Below are 15,383 nucleotides of genomic sequence, written 5' to 3'. Positions count from 1 at the left end.
GGTGAAATTGCTTGTATCGACGGGATGAAGCCAATTACGCGGAGGACAAGAACATGGCGGAAAGAGTCACCGGACCGTATCGAGGTTATTACATCAGCGCTGCGGCGCGGCTCGTATCCACGCACGAGTCGTCCACGCCTACAGATGCAAATGCCGATGCGCCGATCTACGTCGGATCGGTCAGTCTCGCGCAGGGCGGCCCCGACGATGTGCATCGCTTCGAGGCGCTGGTCGATCTCGGTCCCGAGCAACGCTTTCTTACCGAAGACGAAGCGCTCGCGCATGTCGAACGCGCGGCGCGTGAGTACGTCGATCGTCTGCTTCGGTAACGTGCGATGCGCGCCATTCATCTCCGCAACGCGGTCCTGTACGACGTCGCGAACTGTCTGATCGACTTGTTCCCGAGCGGCGCGGATATCGCGGAAATCGGGCACGAAGCGACGCCCGCGCTGTTCGTAAGCTGGCGCACGGGCGGCGTGGCGAATCATCCGGGCAATATCGCGTGGGGCGTGCATTACCGGTTCGATGCGCAAGTGCTGCGTGACTATCCGCATCTTTCCGAGCAAGCGCGCGAGCGCGTCTGCGAACGCGTGCGCGAACTGAGCCGCCATCTCGACTTCAATTACGCCGATCCGCTCGCCAGTTCCTTGCTGGTCGTGGATATAGACGAAGACGTGCTCGCCGCCTAAAACCCGTCTCTGGACCGGGCGATAAAACCGCGAGTACCATAGTCGCCGGATCGAGGAACCACGCGAAAAACCACGCCGCGAGATCACCATGGACATCAATTTCCTGCCGGATGCGCCGGGTTACCGCGACGCCAATCTGACGATCGAATTCGCCGCACTCGTCGATGGCCGCCGCGTGCCGTGCGCGATTTCGGTCGAAGCGCTCGAAGATCATTTCGGCGCTAAAACGTACGACAGCACCGGCTGGATCGATGCCTTCGACGCCGGCCGCGCGCGCATCGAGGCCGTCGCGCGCGAGCATCTGCGCGTGACTAACGGCATGCCCGTGCTGCTCAAAAGCGGACACTTTCCGCCGGGACGCGTGCTGGCATAACGCCCCGCGATCAGCCTTTACATGCCGTGATGTAAAGGCTGCCGCATCGCCCGAAATCCGCACAAAAAGCTTCTGCAAACCCTTACACAATCTTTCCCGCGCAGCCGCACGAGAGTAGTATTTCGAGACAGGCCGGACGATGCGATTCGTTCGGCACGAGACTTGCTCGACGGCATAAGCCCGTCAGGGCATTCACTATAAAAAATCGCGCGGGGTCGCCATGTTCTATTCTTTTCTGCATTCTCTTGCCGAGTCCAATGCACTCTGGCTCATTTGGGCCGCGTGCGGCGTCATGGTACTGGCACTCTCGATGGTGCTGGCGTCGGTGATGCTGCGTGAATCGGACGAGCCGCTTTACGTTCCGGCGCGCACCGAGGACGACAAGGGCAAGATGATCGTTTGAGGCGCCTTACCCATGATGGTCGTATCGACATTCGAATTCGCGTTTGACTCGAATTACGTCGATGCCGACAATGCCTGATGGGCTCGGCGCATGTGTGGAAAGTGAAGAGAAGAGAGGGCGGCGAGCGCCTGTTCGCGTAGCAGAGAAGCTGAACTTCGAGCTGAACTCGGAACCGAATCAGCGAATCGACCCGACACTCCAACACGATGACCACCGAAGACATCCGTATCGACTCCGCCAACGGCATTGGTTTCATCACGCTCGACCGTCCGAAGGCACTCAACGCGCTGACCACAGCGATGTTGCGCAGCATCAGCGAAGCATTGCGCGCCTGGCGCCATGACCACGCCATCCGCGCCGTGATCGTCTACAGCCCGCACGTACGCGCGTTCTGCGCGGGCGGCGATATTCGCTTTCTGTACGACTCGGCGAAGTCCGGCGACCGCGACGCGATCGACACCTTCTTCACCGACGAATACAAGCTCAATCACACCATTTTCACGTTCCCGAAGCCGTATATCGCGGTGATGAACGGCGTGGTGATGGGCGGCGGCATGGGCATTTCGCAGGGCGCGCATCATACCGGCGGGCTGCGCATCGTTACGCAGTCCACCAAGATGGCGATGCCCGAGACGCGGATCGGGCTGTTTCCGGACGTTGGCGTGAGTTGGTTTCTCGCGCGCACGCCGGGCGCGATCGGCCGATATCTCGCCGCGACCGGCGCAAGCATGACCGCCACCGACGCGCTTTATGCCCGCATGGCCGACGCCTATCTCGACGATGGCGCGCTGCCCGGTCTGATCGAATCCTTGCAGCACAGGCGCTTTATGGACGGCGTGGATATCGTGCGCTTCGTCGAAAGCGAGACGCAGAAGTTCAAGGTATCACCGACGCTGGACAAGTGTGAGTTCGCACTGGCGCGCACGTTGATCGACAAGCACTTTGCCACGGGCAACGGCGCGTCGATTCTGGCGTCGCTGGAGCGCGATACCAGCGAATGGGCCGAGCGCACGGCGGCGGAACTGCGCGAGCGTTCACCCTTATCGGTCGATGTGGCTTTGCAGCAAGTGGATCGCGCAAAGTTTTCGACGATGGCGGAGACGCTGCGGCGCGATCTGGATCTCACGCGCTCAGTGTTTGAGCGTGGCGACGTGGTGGAAGGAATTCGCGCGCGTATCGTCGATAAGGACAATCAGCCGGCGTGGAAGGTCGCGCGGGCGGAAGACGTGAACAAGGCCGATGTCGATCGCTTGTTCGAAAGCGCGTGGACGCCAGCGGCGCATCCGCTGCGCTTGCTGAAGGACTGAGCTACCGAAGCGGCTTGCTCAGTCCGCTTCATGACCCGCCATGAACGCGCGGATAAACACGAGCGTTCCCCAGCCCCATATTGCATTCGCGATGAAATTCGGCGCGAGACGCGGCAGCATATTGCCGCTCGGCCACGTGCCACGCGCCGGATCGATGATGAACGCGCCGACCGCCGTCAACACGATGCCGCCGAACACCAGCGCACCGATCCACGGCGCGCGATTCTCCGGCGCGACGCGCAGCAGCCACGCCATCAGAATGCCGAACACCGCGCTCCACAGCGCATTGGCGATAAACGTCGGTATGCCGAGCGGAAGAAACGGATCGACGGAAAAGCCGGCCGGATCGATAAGACCTGCTGCATGGAGCAGCGCCAGCGTGGATTCCCTGAAGAACAGTGAGGCGAGAAAACCGGAAACGAACGGCAGAATGACTTTTTGCATTGGCTGGACCGCTTGCGACCGACGCTGCGGCTCGCTCGGATTATTGTGACGAGCGACATTATAGTGGCGTCGGCCGGGCTTTCCGGCGCTGTTTTCCGCTGTTTTCGCTACTTAGCGATGGCGTCGCTCGCCGGGCTGTGATGCAGCATGCGGTCGCTGGCGGGCGGCGCAGTCGGGCGCTTGACGGGCATGTTGTCAGGATTGTCGGGGCGCGTGGTGTTTGCGGAAGCTGCGTCAGGTGGCTTGACCATCGACGCGCCGTTGTCGGGTTTGGCGCTTTGGGCGTGCGCGGCGAGGGCGGTGAGAAGCAGGGTGGTGGCGAGAGATTTAATGCGCATGATCGTCTCCGGATAGATCCTTCGACTATAGAAAGATTTGGACCACCTGCCTGATCGCACAGTCCACGCGCTGAAAAGCAAAAAGCCCGGTCACTCGACCGGGCTTCTGCATGAATTCTTTGGGGTGGCTGATGGGACTCGAACCCACGACGACAGGAATCACAATCCTGGACTCTACCAACTGAGCTACAGCCACCACTGACTACTTTTTCTCTTGTTCCGGCCTGCTTTCGAAGGCGTGCCCGATCAAGAAGCGAGATTATACGAACTAAAATTGCGCTTGCCTAGCCCTTTCGAGCATCCTTTTGCGGAAGGCGCTTACGATTCCACCGCTTCAACTGCATCGCGCAGATGCGTGCGTGCTTCATCGAAAATGGCGAGGTCGCCTTTGGCGAGGCTGCGGCTGTCGGACAGCACGCGTCGCCAACCACGCGCACCCGCCACGCCGCGATACAAACCCAGCGCATGCCGCGTAATCGCGCCGAGATACGTGCCGCGCGCCAGTTCGGCCCGCGCGTAGTCGATCAAACCCTGTTCGATTGCTTCGCGCGACAGAACCGGCGTCGTCGCGCCGTAGAAGCGTGTATCGACATCGGCGAGGATGTAAGGGTTGTGGTACGCCTCGCGGCCGAGCATCACGCCATCGACGTGTTTCAGATGTTCTTCGACTTCGTCGAGCGTCTTGATGCCGCCGTTGATCGAAATTTCCAGATGCGGGAAATCGCGCTTGAGTTGATACGCGTACTCGTATTTGAGCGGCGGAATCTCGCGGTTTTCCTTCGGACTGAGGCCCTTGAGAATCGCGTTACGCGCGTGAACGATAAACACTTCGCAGCCCGCATCCGCCACCGTGCCGACAAAATCGCGCACAAACGCGTAATTCTCCACTGTATCCACACCGATGCGATGCTTCACCGTCACCGGAATCGAGACGGCATCGCGCATGGCTTTCACGCAATCGGCGACGAGTTGCGGCTCTTTCATCAGGCACGCGCCGAATGCGCCGCGCTGCACGCGCTCGGACGGGCATCCGCAATTGAGGTTGATCTCGTCATAGCCCCACTGCTCGCCGAGCTTCGCGCTTTTGGCAAGATCGACCGGTTCGCTGCCGCCGAGTTGCAACGCGACGGGCGCTTCGGCGGGCGTGAAGGCGAGATGCCGCGCGACATCGCCGTACAAGAGCGCGCCGGTGGTGACCATCTCCGTGTAAAGCCACGTATGACGCGACACCATCCGATGCAGTGAACGGCAATGACGATCCGTCCAATCCATCATCGGCGCGACGGATACTCGGCGGGGGCTGATCTTAGAAACGGCTGACATGGCGATACGGCTGAAAATGACGGCGAAAGCGCTATTTTAGCTCAGCAATGCAAGCAATTTGCCGCGCGCCTCGCCCCCGCCACCGTGCTACGATGGCCACAGCACCACCCCGAACCGACGAACAACGGAGGCCGCAATGGCTACTTTGGCGATCGACGGCGTGCGCTGGGTCAACGATCGTGTGACCAACGTGCGCTGGGGAAACTTCGATCAATCGACGAACGACTGGGCCGCGCCCACCACCATCGTGGACGTGCATCAGGTGGTCGATGCGATCAAAAGCGGCAAGGAAGTGCGCACGCTTTTCACGCTCGGCGGCCGCACTTTTCTCGGACCGAAAGTCAGCGCGCTGCCTTATACCAATGGGCACGTCGGCATCGAGGCGCGCGTGCAGGATGGGCAGATCGAGAAATCGCTGGAAGATCTGCCGGGCGTCTGACGGTATCGGCGTGTGACGCCCGAACAGGCGCATCGGTTTGAAGCCGCGTTCATGCCGCGAATTGTCGAAAGCGTGGCGCGGCTGGTCGGGCGCGGCGTGCGCATCGACATCGCTCCGTATGAAAACTCAAATTCGCCGACGCGGCTTCGGGTCAGCGCCGCGCGTCACGATTCCGCCGATCGTCCGAGCCGCTTTTCATACGATCTGAACGTCGTCCTCACCTGGGACGACGATGAAATCGCGCGCCTGTTTCAAGCCGACGGGGAGGCGCGTTTCCTGCGATATCTCGATGCGACCGCCGCCAAGCTCGACGCCTGGCAAGGCGTGCGCGACGTCGATCTGATCTCGCGCTCGCAAAGCGAACCGACCGTGCTCGTCGGCGGGCTGGACTTCGAGGCGTGATCGCATTGCCAACCCAACAAATCTCAGGAGGTCATGATGGCATCGTCCAGTTCATCCAATGAGGCAAGGCAGGCATTCGTTCAGACCGCGGAGCAGGCGGGCGGCTTCGTGTGGGTCATCGCGCTGGTGGATTTCGAAACGCGCGAACTGAAGCGCGCGCTCGTCTCGGAAGAAAACTTCGCTACCGCTGATGCCGCGCGTGACGCCGGTACGGATCGTCTCAAAGGTATGTCCAACGATCGCTGAATGTTCCCGCACACGTTCGATAAAACCGAACGTGTTCGCCAAATCCGTCGCACGGCAAGGCTCGAAAGCCCGCCCATAATGCTTTCACACTGATCAACGTTCTAAGGAGAACGTCATGAATCGCTTCGAAGGCAAGACGGTTTTGGTGACCGGCGGCAACAGCGGCATCGGTCTGGTGACGGCGCAGGCTTACGCGGCCGAAGGTGCGCGCGTGGTGATTACGGGACGGGACGAGGCATCGCTGGAAACGGTGCGTGCGACGCTCGGCGCGAATGCGGTCGCCATTCGCAATGTGGCCGGCACCGTGGCCGCCGCGCGCGAACTCGCGCAAAAGCTCACCGATAGCAACATCAGGCTCGATGCCGTGTTCATCAACGCGGGCATCGCCAAGCTGGCGCCGTTCGCGGATATGTCGGAAAGCGTGTGGGACGAAACCTTCGATATCAACGTCAAAGGTCCGTACTTCCAGATTCAGGCGCTGTTGCCCTTGCTGAATCAAGGCGCTTCGATCGTGCTGAACGGGTCGATCAACGCGCATATCGGCATGCCGACGTCGTCGGTCTATGCCGCGAGCAAAGCCGCGCTGATCACGTTTGCCAAGACGCTATCGGCGGAATTGCTGCCGCGCGGCGTGCGGGTGAACGTCGTGAGTCCCGGTCCGGTCACCACGCCGCTGCACGTCAAACTCGGCATGCCCGATGAAGCCGCCGCGCAACTGCAAGCCCAAATTCCGCTCGGACGCTTCGGTACGTCGGCGGAAGTGGCATCGACGGTACTGCATTTGTCGGCTGCGGAATCGGCGTTTATCGTCGGCACGGAGATCATCATCGATGGCGGGATGAGCCAGCTTTGATTGTTCTGCAAAGGCGAGTTGCGCTTACAACGTTCACATCACCGAGCGCAATTCGCCCCAACTGACGAGAATCTGCTGAATGCTGCGCGCGTAGGCATCGCGCCGCTTCGGCGATTCCGAGTGATACGCGCCGATCGCACGCCACGTATTGCCGTACTTCACCATCTTCTGCTTGAGCAGCCACGCCGCCACGAACACGTTGATGCACGGATCGGTCAGCGCGCGATGCGGAATGCCTTGGCGCGCAAGATCGGGAAAGTGGATCGAATTGATCTGCAATTGGCCGACGTCGATGGAACCGTTGGCATTGCGATTGATCGCGGCGGAATCGCCCTTCGATTCGCGCCACGCGACCGCGCGCAGCACCAGCGGATTGACGCCCTGATACGCGCCGGCCTGCTCGAAGCAATCGTCGGCCGCGTGCGCCGACTGACACACGAGCGCCAGCCCGAACAACGCGGTAACGCCGAGAGTGCGCAGCAACTTCGCGCAAGTGGAATGCGACATGGATCGTGTTCCTTTGCTTTGAACGTCAGCGGGCAAGGGCGGCATCGAGCCGCGACTCGATATCTTTCAGATAGGCGCGCGAGTCGTCGGACACGACGAGGCGCGGCTCGGGGTTATTGCATTTGCAATCCGCCACGCGGCGCGTCGCCTTCTTTCCTTTCTTCGCGATGCTTTTGCTGACCGGCGTATCGTCGTCTTCATTGGACGATGCGGGCAGCATCGCCAAAGTCGGCAGTGGCGGATAAACCTTGCCCGCGACCGGCGACAACGCAGCGATGGTTTGGGCAGACGCGGGCGCGCTGACATCGAGCGCACCGGCAAACGCGCTGACCGACACGAGAGACGCGCAAACAGCGACAAGAATTCGATACATCACATCAGCCTCCCTGCGTCGGTTTGATCGACACGCTGTACGCCTGATGCGCGCCGGCGGTCAGATTTTCGAGGCTGAGGCGGACCGTATGTTTCGCGGGCACGCCTTTCCAGATGGCCTGATTGATATACGGAAAGTCCTGCGCCAGCGCGGTGACGAGGATCGTCGTCGGCTGCTTCTGCGCGGCGGCAAGCGCGCCGGCTTTGGCAAGCACGGCGGTGAGTTGCGGATCGTGCGCGCCGAGGGCATCGGCGGGAATCTCGAAACTCATCACGCCCGCAGGCGCGGACGTTTTATCGGCCGGCGCAGCGGCATTGGTCGCGGGCATCGGCGCGCAGCCGGTGAGGGCGATCAGCGCGATGGCGGCAATAGAAGATAAGGCCAGCTTCACTGGCAGCTCCCGAATTGATCATGGCGATAGCTCAGTTTTCGGCGGCGACGCGACCGACTTGATGGCCAGCCGTCAACATCTGCCAAAAAGCAAAAGTTGACTCGGGAGCGGGAGATTTTGGGAAGGGTGTGCGCGGGCGGCGGTAAGTTTGCCCGCGCGTTCTGGATGTGTCTTGAGCGTGACAGTCAACGCGCCGGGGCGAAGATGCCATCGAGCGCGTGCAGGAAATCGTCGGCGAAGGCATCGGCGTCGGCTGCGCGTTCCGGGGTATCGAGCGGAAGATCGTGCGGATTTTTCAGGCCACGTGCGTGACGGACCGCAGCGATGGCCTCGGTGAGGGCGGCGAGAGAATCGAGTGTGTGCGTGTTCATGGGGGGATTTACGGCGGGGGCGGGGAGGACTTGAGCGTCAGATTTGCCTTCTTTCAATTACGCACAGAAATTTTGCCAAAACGTATCATTATTGGTACGATTCAGTCTGCTGACGGTTCGCCGTTCGGCCAATAAATTTAAGTGGTATATCGGAGCAGGAGTGCATATGACGTCCATCAATCGACGCAGCAAGAGGACAAGACGTTATGCAGCACTTTGTGCTGGAAGTTCGCTTTTTTCGCCAGACGCAGGGCAATGAGCCGGTCCGCGACTGGCTCGCTACGTTGGACGGTTCCGATAAGAAAGCCATCGGCGCCGATATCAAAACCGTGCAGATCGGGTGGCCGCTTGGAATGCCGCTCGTTCGAAAGATCCGGAAGGATCTATGGGAAATTCGAGTTCATCTTCATCGACGAATCGCCCGCATACTTTTTACGGTGATCGCAAGAGAAATGATTTTGCTGCACGGGTTCATCAAAAAGTCGCAGGCATTGCCCAGATCGGATCTCAGCCTTGCAGCAGCTCGCCTGAGCGATGTTCACCAGGCAACGAAACTGCACTAGCCCGATCACAGAGGATCAAATGACAAACGAACATGTCGGGTCGTCATTCGACGACTTTCTGCGTGACGAAGGCATTCTCGAAGAATCGACCGCGACAGCGATCAAACGCGTGATCGCGTGGCAAATCGAGGAGGAAATGAAAGCGCAGCGCATCACCAAGACTGCGATGGCCGTCAGAATGAAAACGAGTCGCTCTGCGCTGAATCGCCTTCTAGATGAGACCGATACAAGCTTGACTCTGACGACACTGGCGAGCGCGGCGGCCGCGTTGGGAAAGCGATTCAAATTCGAACTGGTGAGCGTTTCGTGAAAAACGAGAAGGGGAAGACGAAGTGTCAAACCTTCCCCTTCCCATGCCCCGAAACCAGCGCGCCGGCATCCTTCGACAAGCCGAACAAATCGACCACGCCGACCAATCCCACCAGCGCCACGATCAAAAACGCCACGCCGAAATCCTCCGGGCCGATGGAATGCGCATCGTGCCTATGCATCCATTCGCCGATCCGCAAGGCGATCGCGCCGACCGCCACGCCGATACCCATCGTCATCTGAAACAGCGTGCTGGATAAGGCCGATGCGCCGCTCATCTGCGATTTGGGCACATCGGCGAAGCTGAGCGTATTGAGCGCGGTGAACTGGAGCGAGCGCGACAGGCCGCTGGCGAACAGCACCAGCGCGATCACAAACTTCGGTGTCGATGGTGTCAGCAGGCTCATCGCGGCGAGCGAGACGGCGGCGAGCAGGCCGTTGACGATCAGCACCGGCCGGAAGCCGAAGCGCCGCATCACCTGCGTGGTGACGACTTTCATCGACAGATTGCCGGCGAAGACTGCGAGCGTGAGCAGGCCGGATTCGAACGCGTTCATGCCGAAACCGACCTGAAACATCAGCGGCAACAGAAACGGCGCCGCGCTGATGGCGATGCGAAACAGCGAGCCGCCGCCCATCGCGACGGCGAACGTCTTCACCTTCAGCGCCGACAGATCGACCACCGGTTGCGCCGCGCGCTTCAGATGCCACCACGACGCCACGCTCGCCGCCACGCCCACTAAAAAGAACACGACGATATGCGGCCAGTTCGCATCGCTTCGGCCGATAAGTTCCATCGCGTAGAGCAGCGTCGTGCAGGCGAGGCCGCAGAGCAGAAAACCGGTCACATCGAACCGGCGTTTGGCATCTTCACGCACGTTATCGACGAAACGCAGCGTCAGCAGCAAGCCGATGATCCCGAGCGGCACGTTCAGATAGAAAATCCATCGCCACGAAGAATACGTCGTGATGAAACCGCCCAGCGGCGGCCCGATTACCGGCGCGACCAGTCCCGGCCACGTAATGATGGCGATGGCGCGCATCAGATCGTCTTTCGGCGTCGCGCGCAGCACGGCGAGCCGGCCGACCGGCACCATCATCGCGCCGCCGATGCCTTGCAGCACGCGCGCCGCCGTGAACGTCGGCAAGGTCGATGTCATGCCGCACAACACCGACGCCGCCGTGAACACCGCGATCGCGCTGCCGAACACCGTGCGCAGGCCGAAGCGATCCGCCGCCCAGCCGGAAATCGGGATGAACACCGCCAGCGTCAGCAGATACGACGTGATCCCCAGACTCATATCGGCGGGATGGACGCCGAAGGAGCGCGCCATTTGCGGCAGCGCCGTCGCGATGATCGTGCCGTCGAGGTTCTCCATGAAAAACGTCGCCGCCACCAGAGTGATGATGAGCGATGAACTTCTCGATTCGGCAGTGGACGGCATCGACGAAATGTTCCAGTTGGGTAATCTGGGATAGTCCGTCATTCTAGCCGCCAGAGCAGACCTCGCGTCGCTATGGTAATTTTTGCGATTGCCCGCGCTGCGTTGCGTTCATGACGAAGCGCCGACAGGAAACCAACAAGAGGGAATCAGACGATGAAGTTTCGGAAACTGGGCGATTCGGGTCTCGACGTGAGCCTGATCGGGCTCGGCACCATGACCTGGGGCGAGCAGAACACGGAAAGCGAAGCGCACGAACAGATCGACTACGCGCTGGCGCAAGGCGTGAATCTGATCGATGCCGCCGAAATGTATCCCGTGCCGCCGCGCCCGGAAACGCAGGGCCGCACGGAGCAGTACATCGGTACGTGGCTGGCGAAAAATCCGGGCAAGCGCGCCGAGATCGTGCTGGCGACCAAGATCGCGGGTCCGGCGCGTCAGCCGCACAATCCGCGGCATATTCGCGGCGCGGAAAATCAGTTCGATCGCAAGAATATTTTTTCTGCCATCGATACGAGTCTTCAACGTCTGCAAACGGATTACGTCGATCTGTATCAGTTGCACTGGCCGGATCGCAGCACCATGACGTTCGGGCGCTCGAACTATCCGTATCTGGAAGACGAGTACACGGTGCCGATCGAAGAGACGCTGTCGGCGCTGGGTGAGCTCGTGAAGGCGGGGAAGGTGCGGCATGTCGGGGTATCGAACGAAACGCCCTGGGGTGTCGCGCAGTTTTTGCGCGCGGCCGAGAAGGCGGGATTGCCGAAGATCGTCAGCATTCAGAATCCGTACAGTCTCGTGAATCGTACCTTCGAACTCGGGCTGTCCGAATTCACGCACAAGGAAGGCGTCGGCCTGCTTGCGTATTCGCCGATGGCGTTCGGCTGGCTCTCCGGCAAGTACGAAGGCGGCGCACGTCCGGCGGGCGCGCGGATCACGCTGTTCGAACGTTTCCAGCGATACAGCAAGCCGCAGGCAATTTCAGCGATCTCATCCTACGTGGAACTGGCGAAGCGCCACGGCTTGTCGCCCGCGCAACTCGCGCTCGCGTTCGTCAACTCGCGGCCGTTTATGACCAGCAATCTGATCGGCGCGACATCGATGGCGCAATTGAAGGAGAACATCGCGAGCGTGGACGTCGAACTGTCCGATGAAATCCTTGCGGAAATCGACGCGCTGCACGAACGCCAGCCGAATCCGGCGCCGTAACGCGTCAGGCGAAGCACGCGCGGCGAATAAATTTATCCTGTCGCGACAGGTATTTGCTGCGCAATCGAACTGCTTTGCGCCGATTGTGTCAGCATGGATGGTCGTACGTGCCTGAACGCGCGCCGCCAGCTTCTTGTAAGTCTCTGCAATAACGCCGCCGCGAAAACCGCGACGCGCTTCCCGTTTCACACTCGCAGTGCAGTGCGCCGGCCGAGGCACTACACTTGCTCGATGGTCCTGGTTGCCCGCTGCGGCGCCTCTTGTGCCACAGCGCGCTCTTTGCAAAGGAGTCGTCGCTCATGTCTGAAGCATCACCGCAATCCAAAGATCTCGATCGCCTGACGATCGACACCATCCGCACGCTGGCGATGGATGCCGTGCAAAAAGCCAATTCCGGCCACCCCGGCACGCCGATGGCGCTCGCGCCCGTCGCGTTCCATTTGTGGCAGAACCACTTGCGTTACGACCCGGACGCGCCGTTGTGGCCGAATCGTGACCGCTTCGTGCTGTCGGTCGGTCACGCGTCGATGCTGCTGTATTCCGTGCTGCATCTCGCAGGCGTGAAGGAAGTCGATGAAAACGGCAAGCCGACCGGCAAGCCCGCCGTGTCGCTGGACGATATCAAGAACTTCCGTCAGCTCGACAGCAAGACGCCGGGCCACCCGGAATTCCGCATGACGACCGGCGTCGAGACGACCACCGGACCGCTCGGGCAGGGTCTTGGCAACAGCGTCGGCATGGCGATGGCCGCGCGCTGGAAGGAAGCGCACTTCAACAAGGAAGGCGCGCAGGACGGCGAAGTGTTCGACTATCGCGTCTACGCGCTATGTGGCGACGGCTGCATGATGGAAGGCGTATCGCACGAAGCGGCGTCGCTGGCGGGGCACTTGAAGCTGTCGAACCTGATCTGGATTTACGACAGCAACCGCGTGACCATCGAAGGTCACACGGATCTCGCGTACAGCGACGACGTCGAAGCGCGCTTCCACGGCTACAACTGGAACACGCTCCACGTCGATGACGCCAACGACGCCGCCGCGCTCGAAGCCGCCATCAACAAGGCGAAGGCGACCACGGACAAGCCGACGCTGATCGTGGTGAAGAGCATCATCGGCTGGGGCGCGCCGCACAAGCAGGACACGGCGAGCGCGCACGGCGAACCGCTGGGCGAAGACGAAATCAAGCTGGCGAAGAAGTTCTACGGCTGGCCGGAAGACAAGCAGTTCTACGTGCCCGACGGCGTCATGCAGCATTTCGCCGATGTCTTCGGCAAACGTGGCAAGGAAGCGCACGCAGCCTGGCAGAAGCGCTACGACGCGTACGGCAAAGCGCAGCCCGAACTCGCCAAAGAACTGGCGACCATGCTCGCCAACAAACTTCCCGAAAACTGGGACGCCGACATTCCCACTTTCGATGCCGACGAAAAAGGCCTCGCCACGCGCGATTCCTCCGGCAAGGTCATCAACGCCATCGCGCAGCGCGTGCCCTGGCTGATCGGCGGGGCGGCGGATTTGTCGCCATCGACGAAAACGAATCTGAAGTTCGACGGCGCGGGCAGTTTCGAAGCCGATAACTACGGCGGGCGCAATCTCCACTTCGGGATTCGCGAGCACGGCATGGGCTCGGTGTGTAACGGCTTGGCTTTGTCGAACCTGCGGCCTTACGGATCGACGTTCCTGATTTTCAGCGACTATATGAAGCCGCCGATCCGCCTTTCCGCGATCATGGAAGTGCCGTCGATCTGGGTCTTCACGCACGATTCCATCGGCGTGGGCGAGGATGGTCCGACGCATCAGCCGATCGAACAACTCGCCGCGCTGCGTTCGATTCCCGGCCTGTGCACCATGCGCCCCGGCGATGCCAACGAAGTCGCGGAAGCATGGCGCGTCGCGCTGACGCATCCGAAGGAGCCGTCGTGCATCGTGCTGACGCGTCAGCCGTTGCCGACCTTCGATCGCACGAAATACGGCGCGGCGTCCGGCGTGGCGCGCGGGGCCTACATCCTCGCCGATACCGATGGCGGCAAGAAGCCCGAAGTCCTGTTGCTCGCGACGGGCAGCGAGGTCTCGCTGTGCGTCGATGCTTATGAAAAGCTCAAGAGCGAAGGTATCGCGGCGCGCGTCGTGTCGATGCCTTCGTGGGATCTTTTCGAGAAGCAGGATCAGGCGTACAAGGACTCGGTGCTGCCGCCGGACGTGAACGCGCGCGTGGGCGTCGAGCAGGCGGCGACGCTGGGCTGGGACCGCTATGTCGGCCGGCTCGGCTCGCAGATCGTCATGCATACGTTCGGCGCATCGGCGCCGCTGAAGGCGCTCAAGACCAAGTTCGGTTTCACGCCCGAGGCCGTCTACGAGGCCGCGAAGAAACAGATCGAACGCGTCAAATCCAACGGCAAGGAGTAAGCGATTATGCAGATCGGCATCGTAGGACTGGGACGCATGGGCGGCAATATCGCGCGCCGTCTCATGCGCGGCGGACATCAGTGCGTCGCATACGATCACGCGCCGGAAGCCACGCAGGCACTGGTCACCGATGGCGCGACGGGCGCTGCGGATCTGGGCGATCTCGTCGGCAAGCTCGCCACGCCGCGCGTCGTCTGGTTGATGCTTCCAGCGGGCAAGATCACCGAAGACACGCTCGGCGACTTGCACAAGCTGTTGAGCAAGGACGATGTGGTGATCGACGGCGGCAACAGCTTCTATAAAGACGATATCCGCCGCGCCGCGCAGTTTCTCGAGCAAGGCATCCATTACGTCGATGTCGGCACGTCCGGCGGTGTATGGGGTTTGACGCGCGGCTATTGCATGATGATCGGCGGCGAGGATGAAGTCGTGCGGCGTATCGATCCGATTCTGGCGACGCTCGCGCCGGGACGCGGCGATATTCCCGAAACGCCGGGACGCGAAGGACGCGATCCGCGCGTGGAAAACGGCTATATGCATTGCGGGCCGGTCGGGTCGGGGCACTTTGTGAAGATGGTGCACAATGGCATCGAATATGGCTTGATGCAGGCGTATGCCGAAGGCTTCCACATTCTCAAACACAAGGATTCGACCGATCTCGCCGAGAACGAGCGCTATTCGCTCGATGTCGCCGATATCGCCGAAGTGTGGCGACGCGGCAGCGTGGTGTCGTCGTGGCTGCTCGATCTGACTGCGGGCGCGCTGGCGGGCGATGGTTCGCTCGATCGCTATTCGACCGAAGTCGCGGATAGCGGCGAAGGGCGCTGGACCATCGAAGCGGCGATCGAAGAGGCGGTGCCGGCGCAGGTCTTGTCGGCGGCGCTGTACACACGGTTCCGCTCGCGCGATGCCGAATCGTTCCCCGAACGCATGCTGTCGGCGATGCGCTTCGGGTTCGGCGGCCACAAGGAATTCGGCGTGAAATAAGGCGCGCGCCGT

General features: G+C 61.1%; 21 protein-coding genes and 1 tRNA gene. 13 read left to right on the top strand and 9 right to left on the bottom strand.

Going from position 1 to position 15,383, the window contains the following annotated elements; genetic code table 11:
- Positions 1-53 precede the first annotated feature (53 nt).
- The 4 genes from P7F28_RS25940 to P7F28_RS25925 all read left to right on the top strand — a co-directional run bounded on the left by P7F28_RS25940 (position 54) and on the right by P7F28_RS25925 (position 2,772).
- Complete coding sequence (locus P7F28_RS25940) at positions 54-329, top strand: hypothetical protein (RefSeq protein WP_277187632.1); 276 nt, start codon at positions 54-56, stop codon at positions 327-329.
- Between the two features lie 6 nt (positions 330-335).
- Positions 336-689, top strand: coding sequence for a hypothetical protein (locus P7F28_RS25935; protein WP_277187631.1), 354 nt, complete (start codon positions 336-338; stop codon positions 687-689).
- Positions 690-777: 88 nt separating this feature from the next.
- Positions 778-1,062 (top strand): DUF1488 domain-containing protein, encoded by a 285-nt coding sequence (locus P7F28_RS25930; RefSeq protein WP_277187630.1) that lies wholly within the window; start codon positions 778-780, stop codon positions 1,060-1,062.
- 609 nt (positions 1,063-1,671) lie between these two features.
- A complete protein-coding gene (locus P7F28_RS25925) occupies positions 1,672-2,772 on the top strand; it encodes an enoyl-CoA hydratase/isomerase family protein (RefSeq protein ID WP_277187629.1) in 1,101 nt (366 codons plus the stop codon).
- A gap of 18 nt (positions 2,773-2,790) precedes the next feature.
- On the opposite strand, the gene P7F28_RS25920 is transcribed toward P7F28_RS25925, so the two are convergent.
- From P7F28_RS25920 to dusA, 4 genes are all read right to left on the bottom strand, one after another.
- Positions 2,791-3,216, bottom strand: coding sequence for a hypothetical protein (locus tag P7F28_RS25920; RefSeq protein ID WP_277187628.1), 426 nt, complete (start codon positions 3,214-3,216; stop codon positions 2,791-2,793).
- 107 nt (positions 3,217-3,323) lie between these two features.
- Positions 3,324-3,554, bottom strand: a complete 231-nt coding sequence (locus tag P7F28_RS25915) for a hypothetical protein (protein WP_277187627.1) — start codon at positions 3,552-3,554, stop codon at positions 3,324-3,326.
- A 120-nt stretch (positions 3,555-3,674) separates the two neighbouring features.
- Positions 3,675-3,750: transfer RNA gene (locus tag P7F28_RS25910), tRNA-His, on the bottom strand.
- A 122-nt stretch (positions 3,751-3,872) separates the two neighbouring features.
- Positions 3,873-4,877 carry a tRNA dihydrouridine(20/20a) synthase DusA gene (dusA, locus tag P7F28_RS25905; protein ID WP_277187626.1) on the bottom strand — a complete coding sequence of 335 codons (1,005 nt, stop codon included), beginning with the start codon at positions 4,875-4,877 and terminating at the stop codon, positions 3,873-3,875.
- Between the two features lie 136 nt (positions 4,878-5,013).
- Between dusA and P7F28_RS25900 the strand changes: the two genes are divergently transcribed.
- The 4 genes from P7F28_RS25900 (at position 5,014) to P7F28_RS25885 (ending at position 6,817) form a co-directional block, all read left to right on the top strand.
- Complete coding sequence (locus P7F28_RS25900; protein WP_277187625.1) at positions 5,014-5,316, top strand: hypothetical protein; 303 nt, start codon at positions 5,014-5,016, stop codon at positions 5,314-5,316.
- A gap of 12 nt (positions 5,317-5,328) precedes the next feature.
- Positions 5,329-5,718 carry a DUF5594 family protein gene (locus P7F28_RS25895; RefSeq protein ID WP_277187624.1) on the top strand — a complete coding sequence of 130 codons (390 nt, stop codon included), beginning with the start codon at positions 5,329-5,331 and terminating at the stop codon, positions 5,716-5,718.
- Positions 5,719-5,754: 36 nt separating this feature from the next.
- A complete protein-coding gene (locus P7F28_RS25890; protein ID WP_277187700.1) occupies positions 5,755-5,964 on the top strand; it encodes a hypothetical protein in 210 nt (69 codons plus the stop codon).
- A 115-nt stretch (positions 5,965-6,079) separates the two neighbouring features.
- Positions 6,080-6,817, top strand: a complete 738-nt coding sequence (locus tag P7F28_RS25885; RefSeq protein WP_277187623.1) for an SDR family oxidoreductase — start codon at positions 6,080-6,082, stop codon at positions 6,815-6,817.
- Positions 6,818-6,850: 33 nt separating this feature from the next.
- Here P7F28_RS25885 and P7F28_RS25880 read toward each other — a convergent pair whose 3' ends face one another.
- From P7F28_RS25880 to P7F28_RS25865, 4 genes are all read right to left on the bottom strand, one after another.
- Entirely contained in the window at positions 6,851-7,324 is a 474-nt protein-coding gene (locus P7F28_RS25880) for a lytic transglycosylase domain-containing protein (protein WP_277187622.1), read from the bottom strand.
- A gap of 25 nt (positions 7,325-7,349) precedes the next feature.
- The gene (locus P7F28_RS25875; protein WP_277187621.1) at positions 7,350-7,697 is read right to left on the bottom strand and encodes a hypothetical protein; all 348 of its coding nucleotides are present in this window, start codon (positions 7,695-7,697) and stop codon (positions 7,350-7,352) included.
- A 4-nt stretch (positions 7,698-7,701) separates the two neighbouring features.
- Positions 7,702-8,025, bottom strand: coding sequence for a hypothetical protein (locus tag P7F28_RS25870; protein WP_277187699.1), 324 nt, complete (start codon positions 8,023-8,025; stop codon positions 7,702-7,704).
- A 248-nt stretch (positions 8,026-8,273) separates the two neighbouring features.
- Positions 8,274-8,459, bottom strand: coding sequence for a hypothetical protein (locus P7F28_RS25865; RefSeq protein WP_277187620.1), 186 nt, complete (start codon positions 8,457-8,459; stop codon positions 8,274-8,276).
- 206 nt (positions 8,460-8,665) lie between these two features.
- On the opposite strand from P7F28_RS25865, the gene P7F28_RS25860 reads away from it, so the two are divergent.
- On the top strand, positions 8,666-9,022 hold the full coding sequence (locus P7F28_RS25860; RefSeq protein WP_277187619.1) for a type II toxin-antitoxin system RelE/ParE family toxin: 357 nt from the start codon (positions 8,666-8,668) through the stop codon (positions 9,020-9,022).
- Between the two features lie 19 nt (positions 9,023-9,041).
- Positions 9,042-9,332, top strand: coding sequence for a Fis family transcriptional regulator (locus tag P7F28_RS25855; RefSeq protein WP_277187618.1), 291 nt, complete (start codon positions 9,042-9,044; stop codon positions 9,330-9,332).
- A gap of 25 nt (positions 9,333-9,357) precedes the next feature.
- Here the strand turns inward: P7F28_RS25855 and P7F28_RS25850 are convergent, their stop codons facing one another.
- A complete protein-coding gene (locus P7F28_RS25850; protein WP_277187698.1) occupies positions 9,358-10,776 on the bottom strand; it encodes a DHA2 family efflux MFS transporter permease subunit in 1,419 nt (472 codons plus the stop codon).
- A gap of 153 nt (positions 10,777-10,929) precedes the next feature.
- Between P7F28_RS25850 and P7F28_RS25845 the strand changes: the two genes are divergently transcribed.
- The 3 genes from P7F28_RS25845 to gnd all read left to right on the top strand — a co-directional run bounded on the left by P7F28_RS25845 (position 10,930) and on the right by gnd (position 15,371).
- The gene (locus P7F28_RS25845; RefSeq protein WP_277187617.1) at positions 10,930-11,982 is read left to right on the top strand and encodes an NADP(H)-dependent aldo-keto reductase; all 1,053 of its coding nucleotides are present in this window, start codon (positions 10,930-10,932) and stop codon (positions 11,980-11,982) included.
- Between the two features lie 299 nt (positions 11,983-12,281).
- The gene (tkt, locus tag P7F28_RS25840; protein WP_277187616.1) at positions 12,282-14,384 is read left to right on the top strand and encodes a transketolase; all 2,103 of its coding nucleotides are present in this window, start codon (positions 12,282-12,284) and stop codon (positions 14,382-14,384) included.
- Positions 14,385-14,390: 6 nt separating this feature from the next.
- Entirely contained in the window at positions 14,391-15,371 is a 981-nt protein-coding gene (gnd, locus tag P7F28_RS25835; RefSeq protein ID WP_277187615.1) for a phosphogluconate dehydrogenase (NAD(+)-dependent, decarboxylating), read from the top strand.
- Positions 15,372-15,383 lie beyond the last annotated feature (12 nt).

This window comes from Caballeronia sp. BR00000012568055 (genome assembly GCF_029439455.1).
In the GTDB taxonomy this organism is placed as follows: Bacteria; Pseudomonadota; Gammaproteobacteria; order Burkholderiales; family Burkholderiaceae; genus Caballeronia.
This window is presented reverse-complemented; position numbering and strand designations above follow the sequence as displayed.

What these genes read in the sequence shown, in the direction of transcription:
- P7F28_RS25865 (WP_277187620.1), bottom strand. Translation starts at nt 8,459, where the DNA reads ATGAACACGCACACACTCGATTCTCTCGCCGCCCTCACCGAGGCCATC.
- P7F28_RS25925 (WP_277187629.1), top strand. Translation starts at nt 1,672, where the DNA reads ATGACCACCGAAGACATCCGTATCGACTCCGCCAACGGCATTGGTTTC.
- P7F28_RS25930 (WP_277187630.1), top strand. Translation starts at nt 778, where the DNA reads ATGGACATCAATTTCCTGCCGGATGCGCCGGGTTACCGCGACGCCAAT.
- P7F28_RS25940 (WP_277187632.1), top strand. Translation starts at nt 54, where the DNA reads ATGGCGGAAAGAGTCACCGGACCGTATCGAGGTTATTACATCAGCGCT.
- P7F28_RS25860 (WP_277187619.1), top strand. Translation starts at nt 8,666, where the DNA reads ATGCAGCACTTTGTGCTGGAAGTTCGCTTTTTTCGCCAGACGCAGGGC.
- P7F28_RS25885 (WP_277187623.1), top strand. Translation starts at nt 6,080, where the DNA reads ATGAATCGCTTCGAAGGCAAGACGGTTTTGGTGACCGGCGGCAACAGC.
- P7F28_RS25880 (WP_277187622.1), bottom strand. Translation starts at nt 7,324, where the DNA reads ATGTCGCATTCCACTTGCGCGAAGTTGCTGCGCACTCTCGGCGTTACC.
- P7F28_RS25850 (WP_277187698.1), bottom strand. Translation starts at nt 10,776, where the DNA reads ATGCCGTCCACTGCCGAATCGAGAAGTTCATCGCTCATCATCACTCTG.
- P7F28_RS25845 (WP_277187617.1), top strand. Translation starts at nt 10,930, where the DNA reads ATGAAGTTTCGGAAACTGGGCGATTCGGGTCTCGACGTGAGCCTGATC.
- P7F28_RS25870 (WP_277187699.1), bottom strand. Translation starts at nt 8,025, where the DNA reads ATGCCCGCGACCAATGCCGCTGCGCCGGCCGATAAAACGTCCGCGCCT.
- P7F28_RS25915 (WP_277187627.1), bottom strand. Translation starts at nt 3,554, where the DNA reads ATGCGCATTAAATCTCTCGCCACCACCCTGCTTCTCACCGCCCTCGCC.
- P7F28_RS25890 (WP_277187700.1), top strand. Translation starts at nt 5,755, where the DNA reads ATGGCATCGTCCAGTTCATCCAATGAGGCAAGGCAGGCATTCGTTCAG.
- gnd (WP_277187615.1), top strand. Translation starts at nt 14,391, where the DNA reads ATGCAGATCGGCATCGTAGGACTGGGACGCATGGGCGGCAATATCGCG.
- P7F28_RS25855 (WP_277187618.1), top strand. Translation starts at nt 9,042, where the DNA reads ATGACAAACGAACATGTCGGGTCGTCATTCGACGACTTTCTGCGTGAC.
- P7F28_RS25900 (WP_277187625.1), top strand. Translation starts at nt 5,014, where the DNA reads ATGGCTACTTTGGCGATCGACGGCGTGCGCTGGGTCAACGATCGTGTG.
- P7F28_RS25920 (WP_277187628.1), bottom strand. Translation starts at nt 3,216, where the DNA reads ATGCAAAAAGTCATTCTGCCGTTCGTTTCCGGTTTTCTCGCCTCACTG.
- dusA (WP_277187626.1), bottom strand. Translation starts at nt 4,877, where the DNA reads ATGTCAGCCGTTTCTAAGATCAGCCCCCGCCGAGTATCCGTCGCGCCG.
- tkt (WP_277187616.1), top strand. Translation starts at nt 12,282, where the DNA reads ATGTCTGAAGCATCACCGCAATCCAAAGATCTCGATCGCCTGACGATC.
- P7F28_RS25935 (WP_277187631.1), top strand. Translation starts at nt 336, where the DNA reads ATGCGCGCCATTCATCTCCGCAACGCGGTCCTGTACGACGTCGCGAAC.
- P7F28_RS25875 (WP_277187621.1), bottom strand. Translation starts at nt 7,697, where the DNA reads ATGTATCGAATTCTTGTCGCTGTTTGCGCGTCTCTCGTGTCGGTCAGC.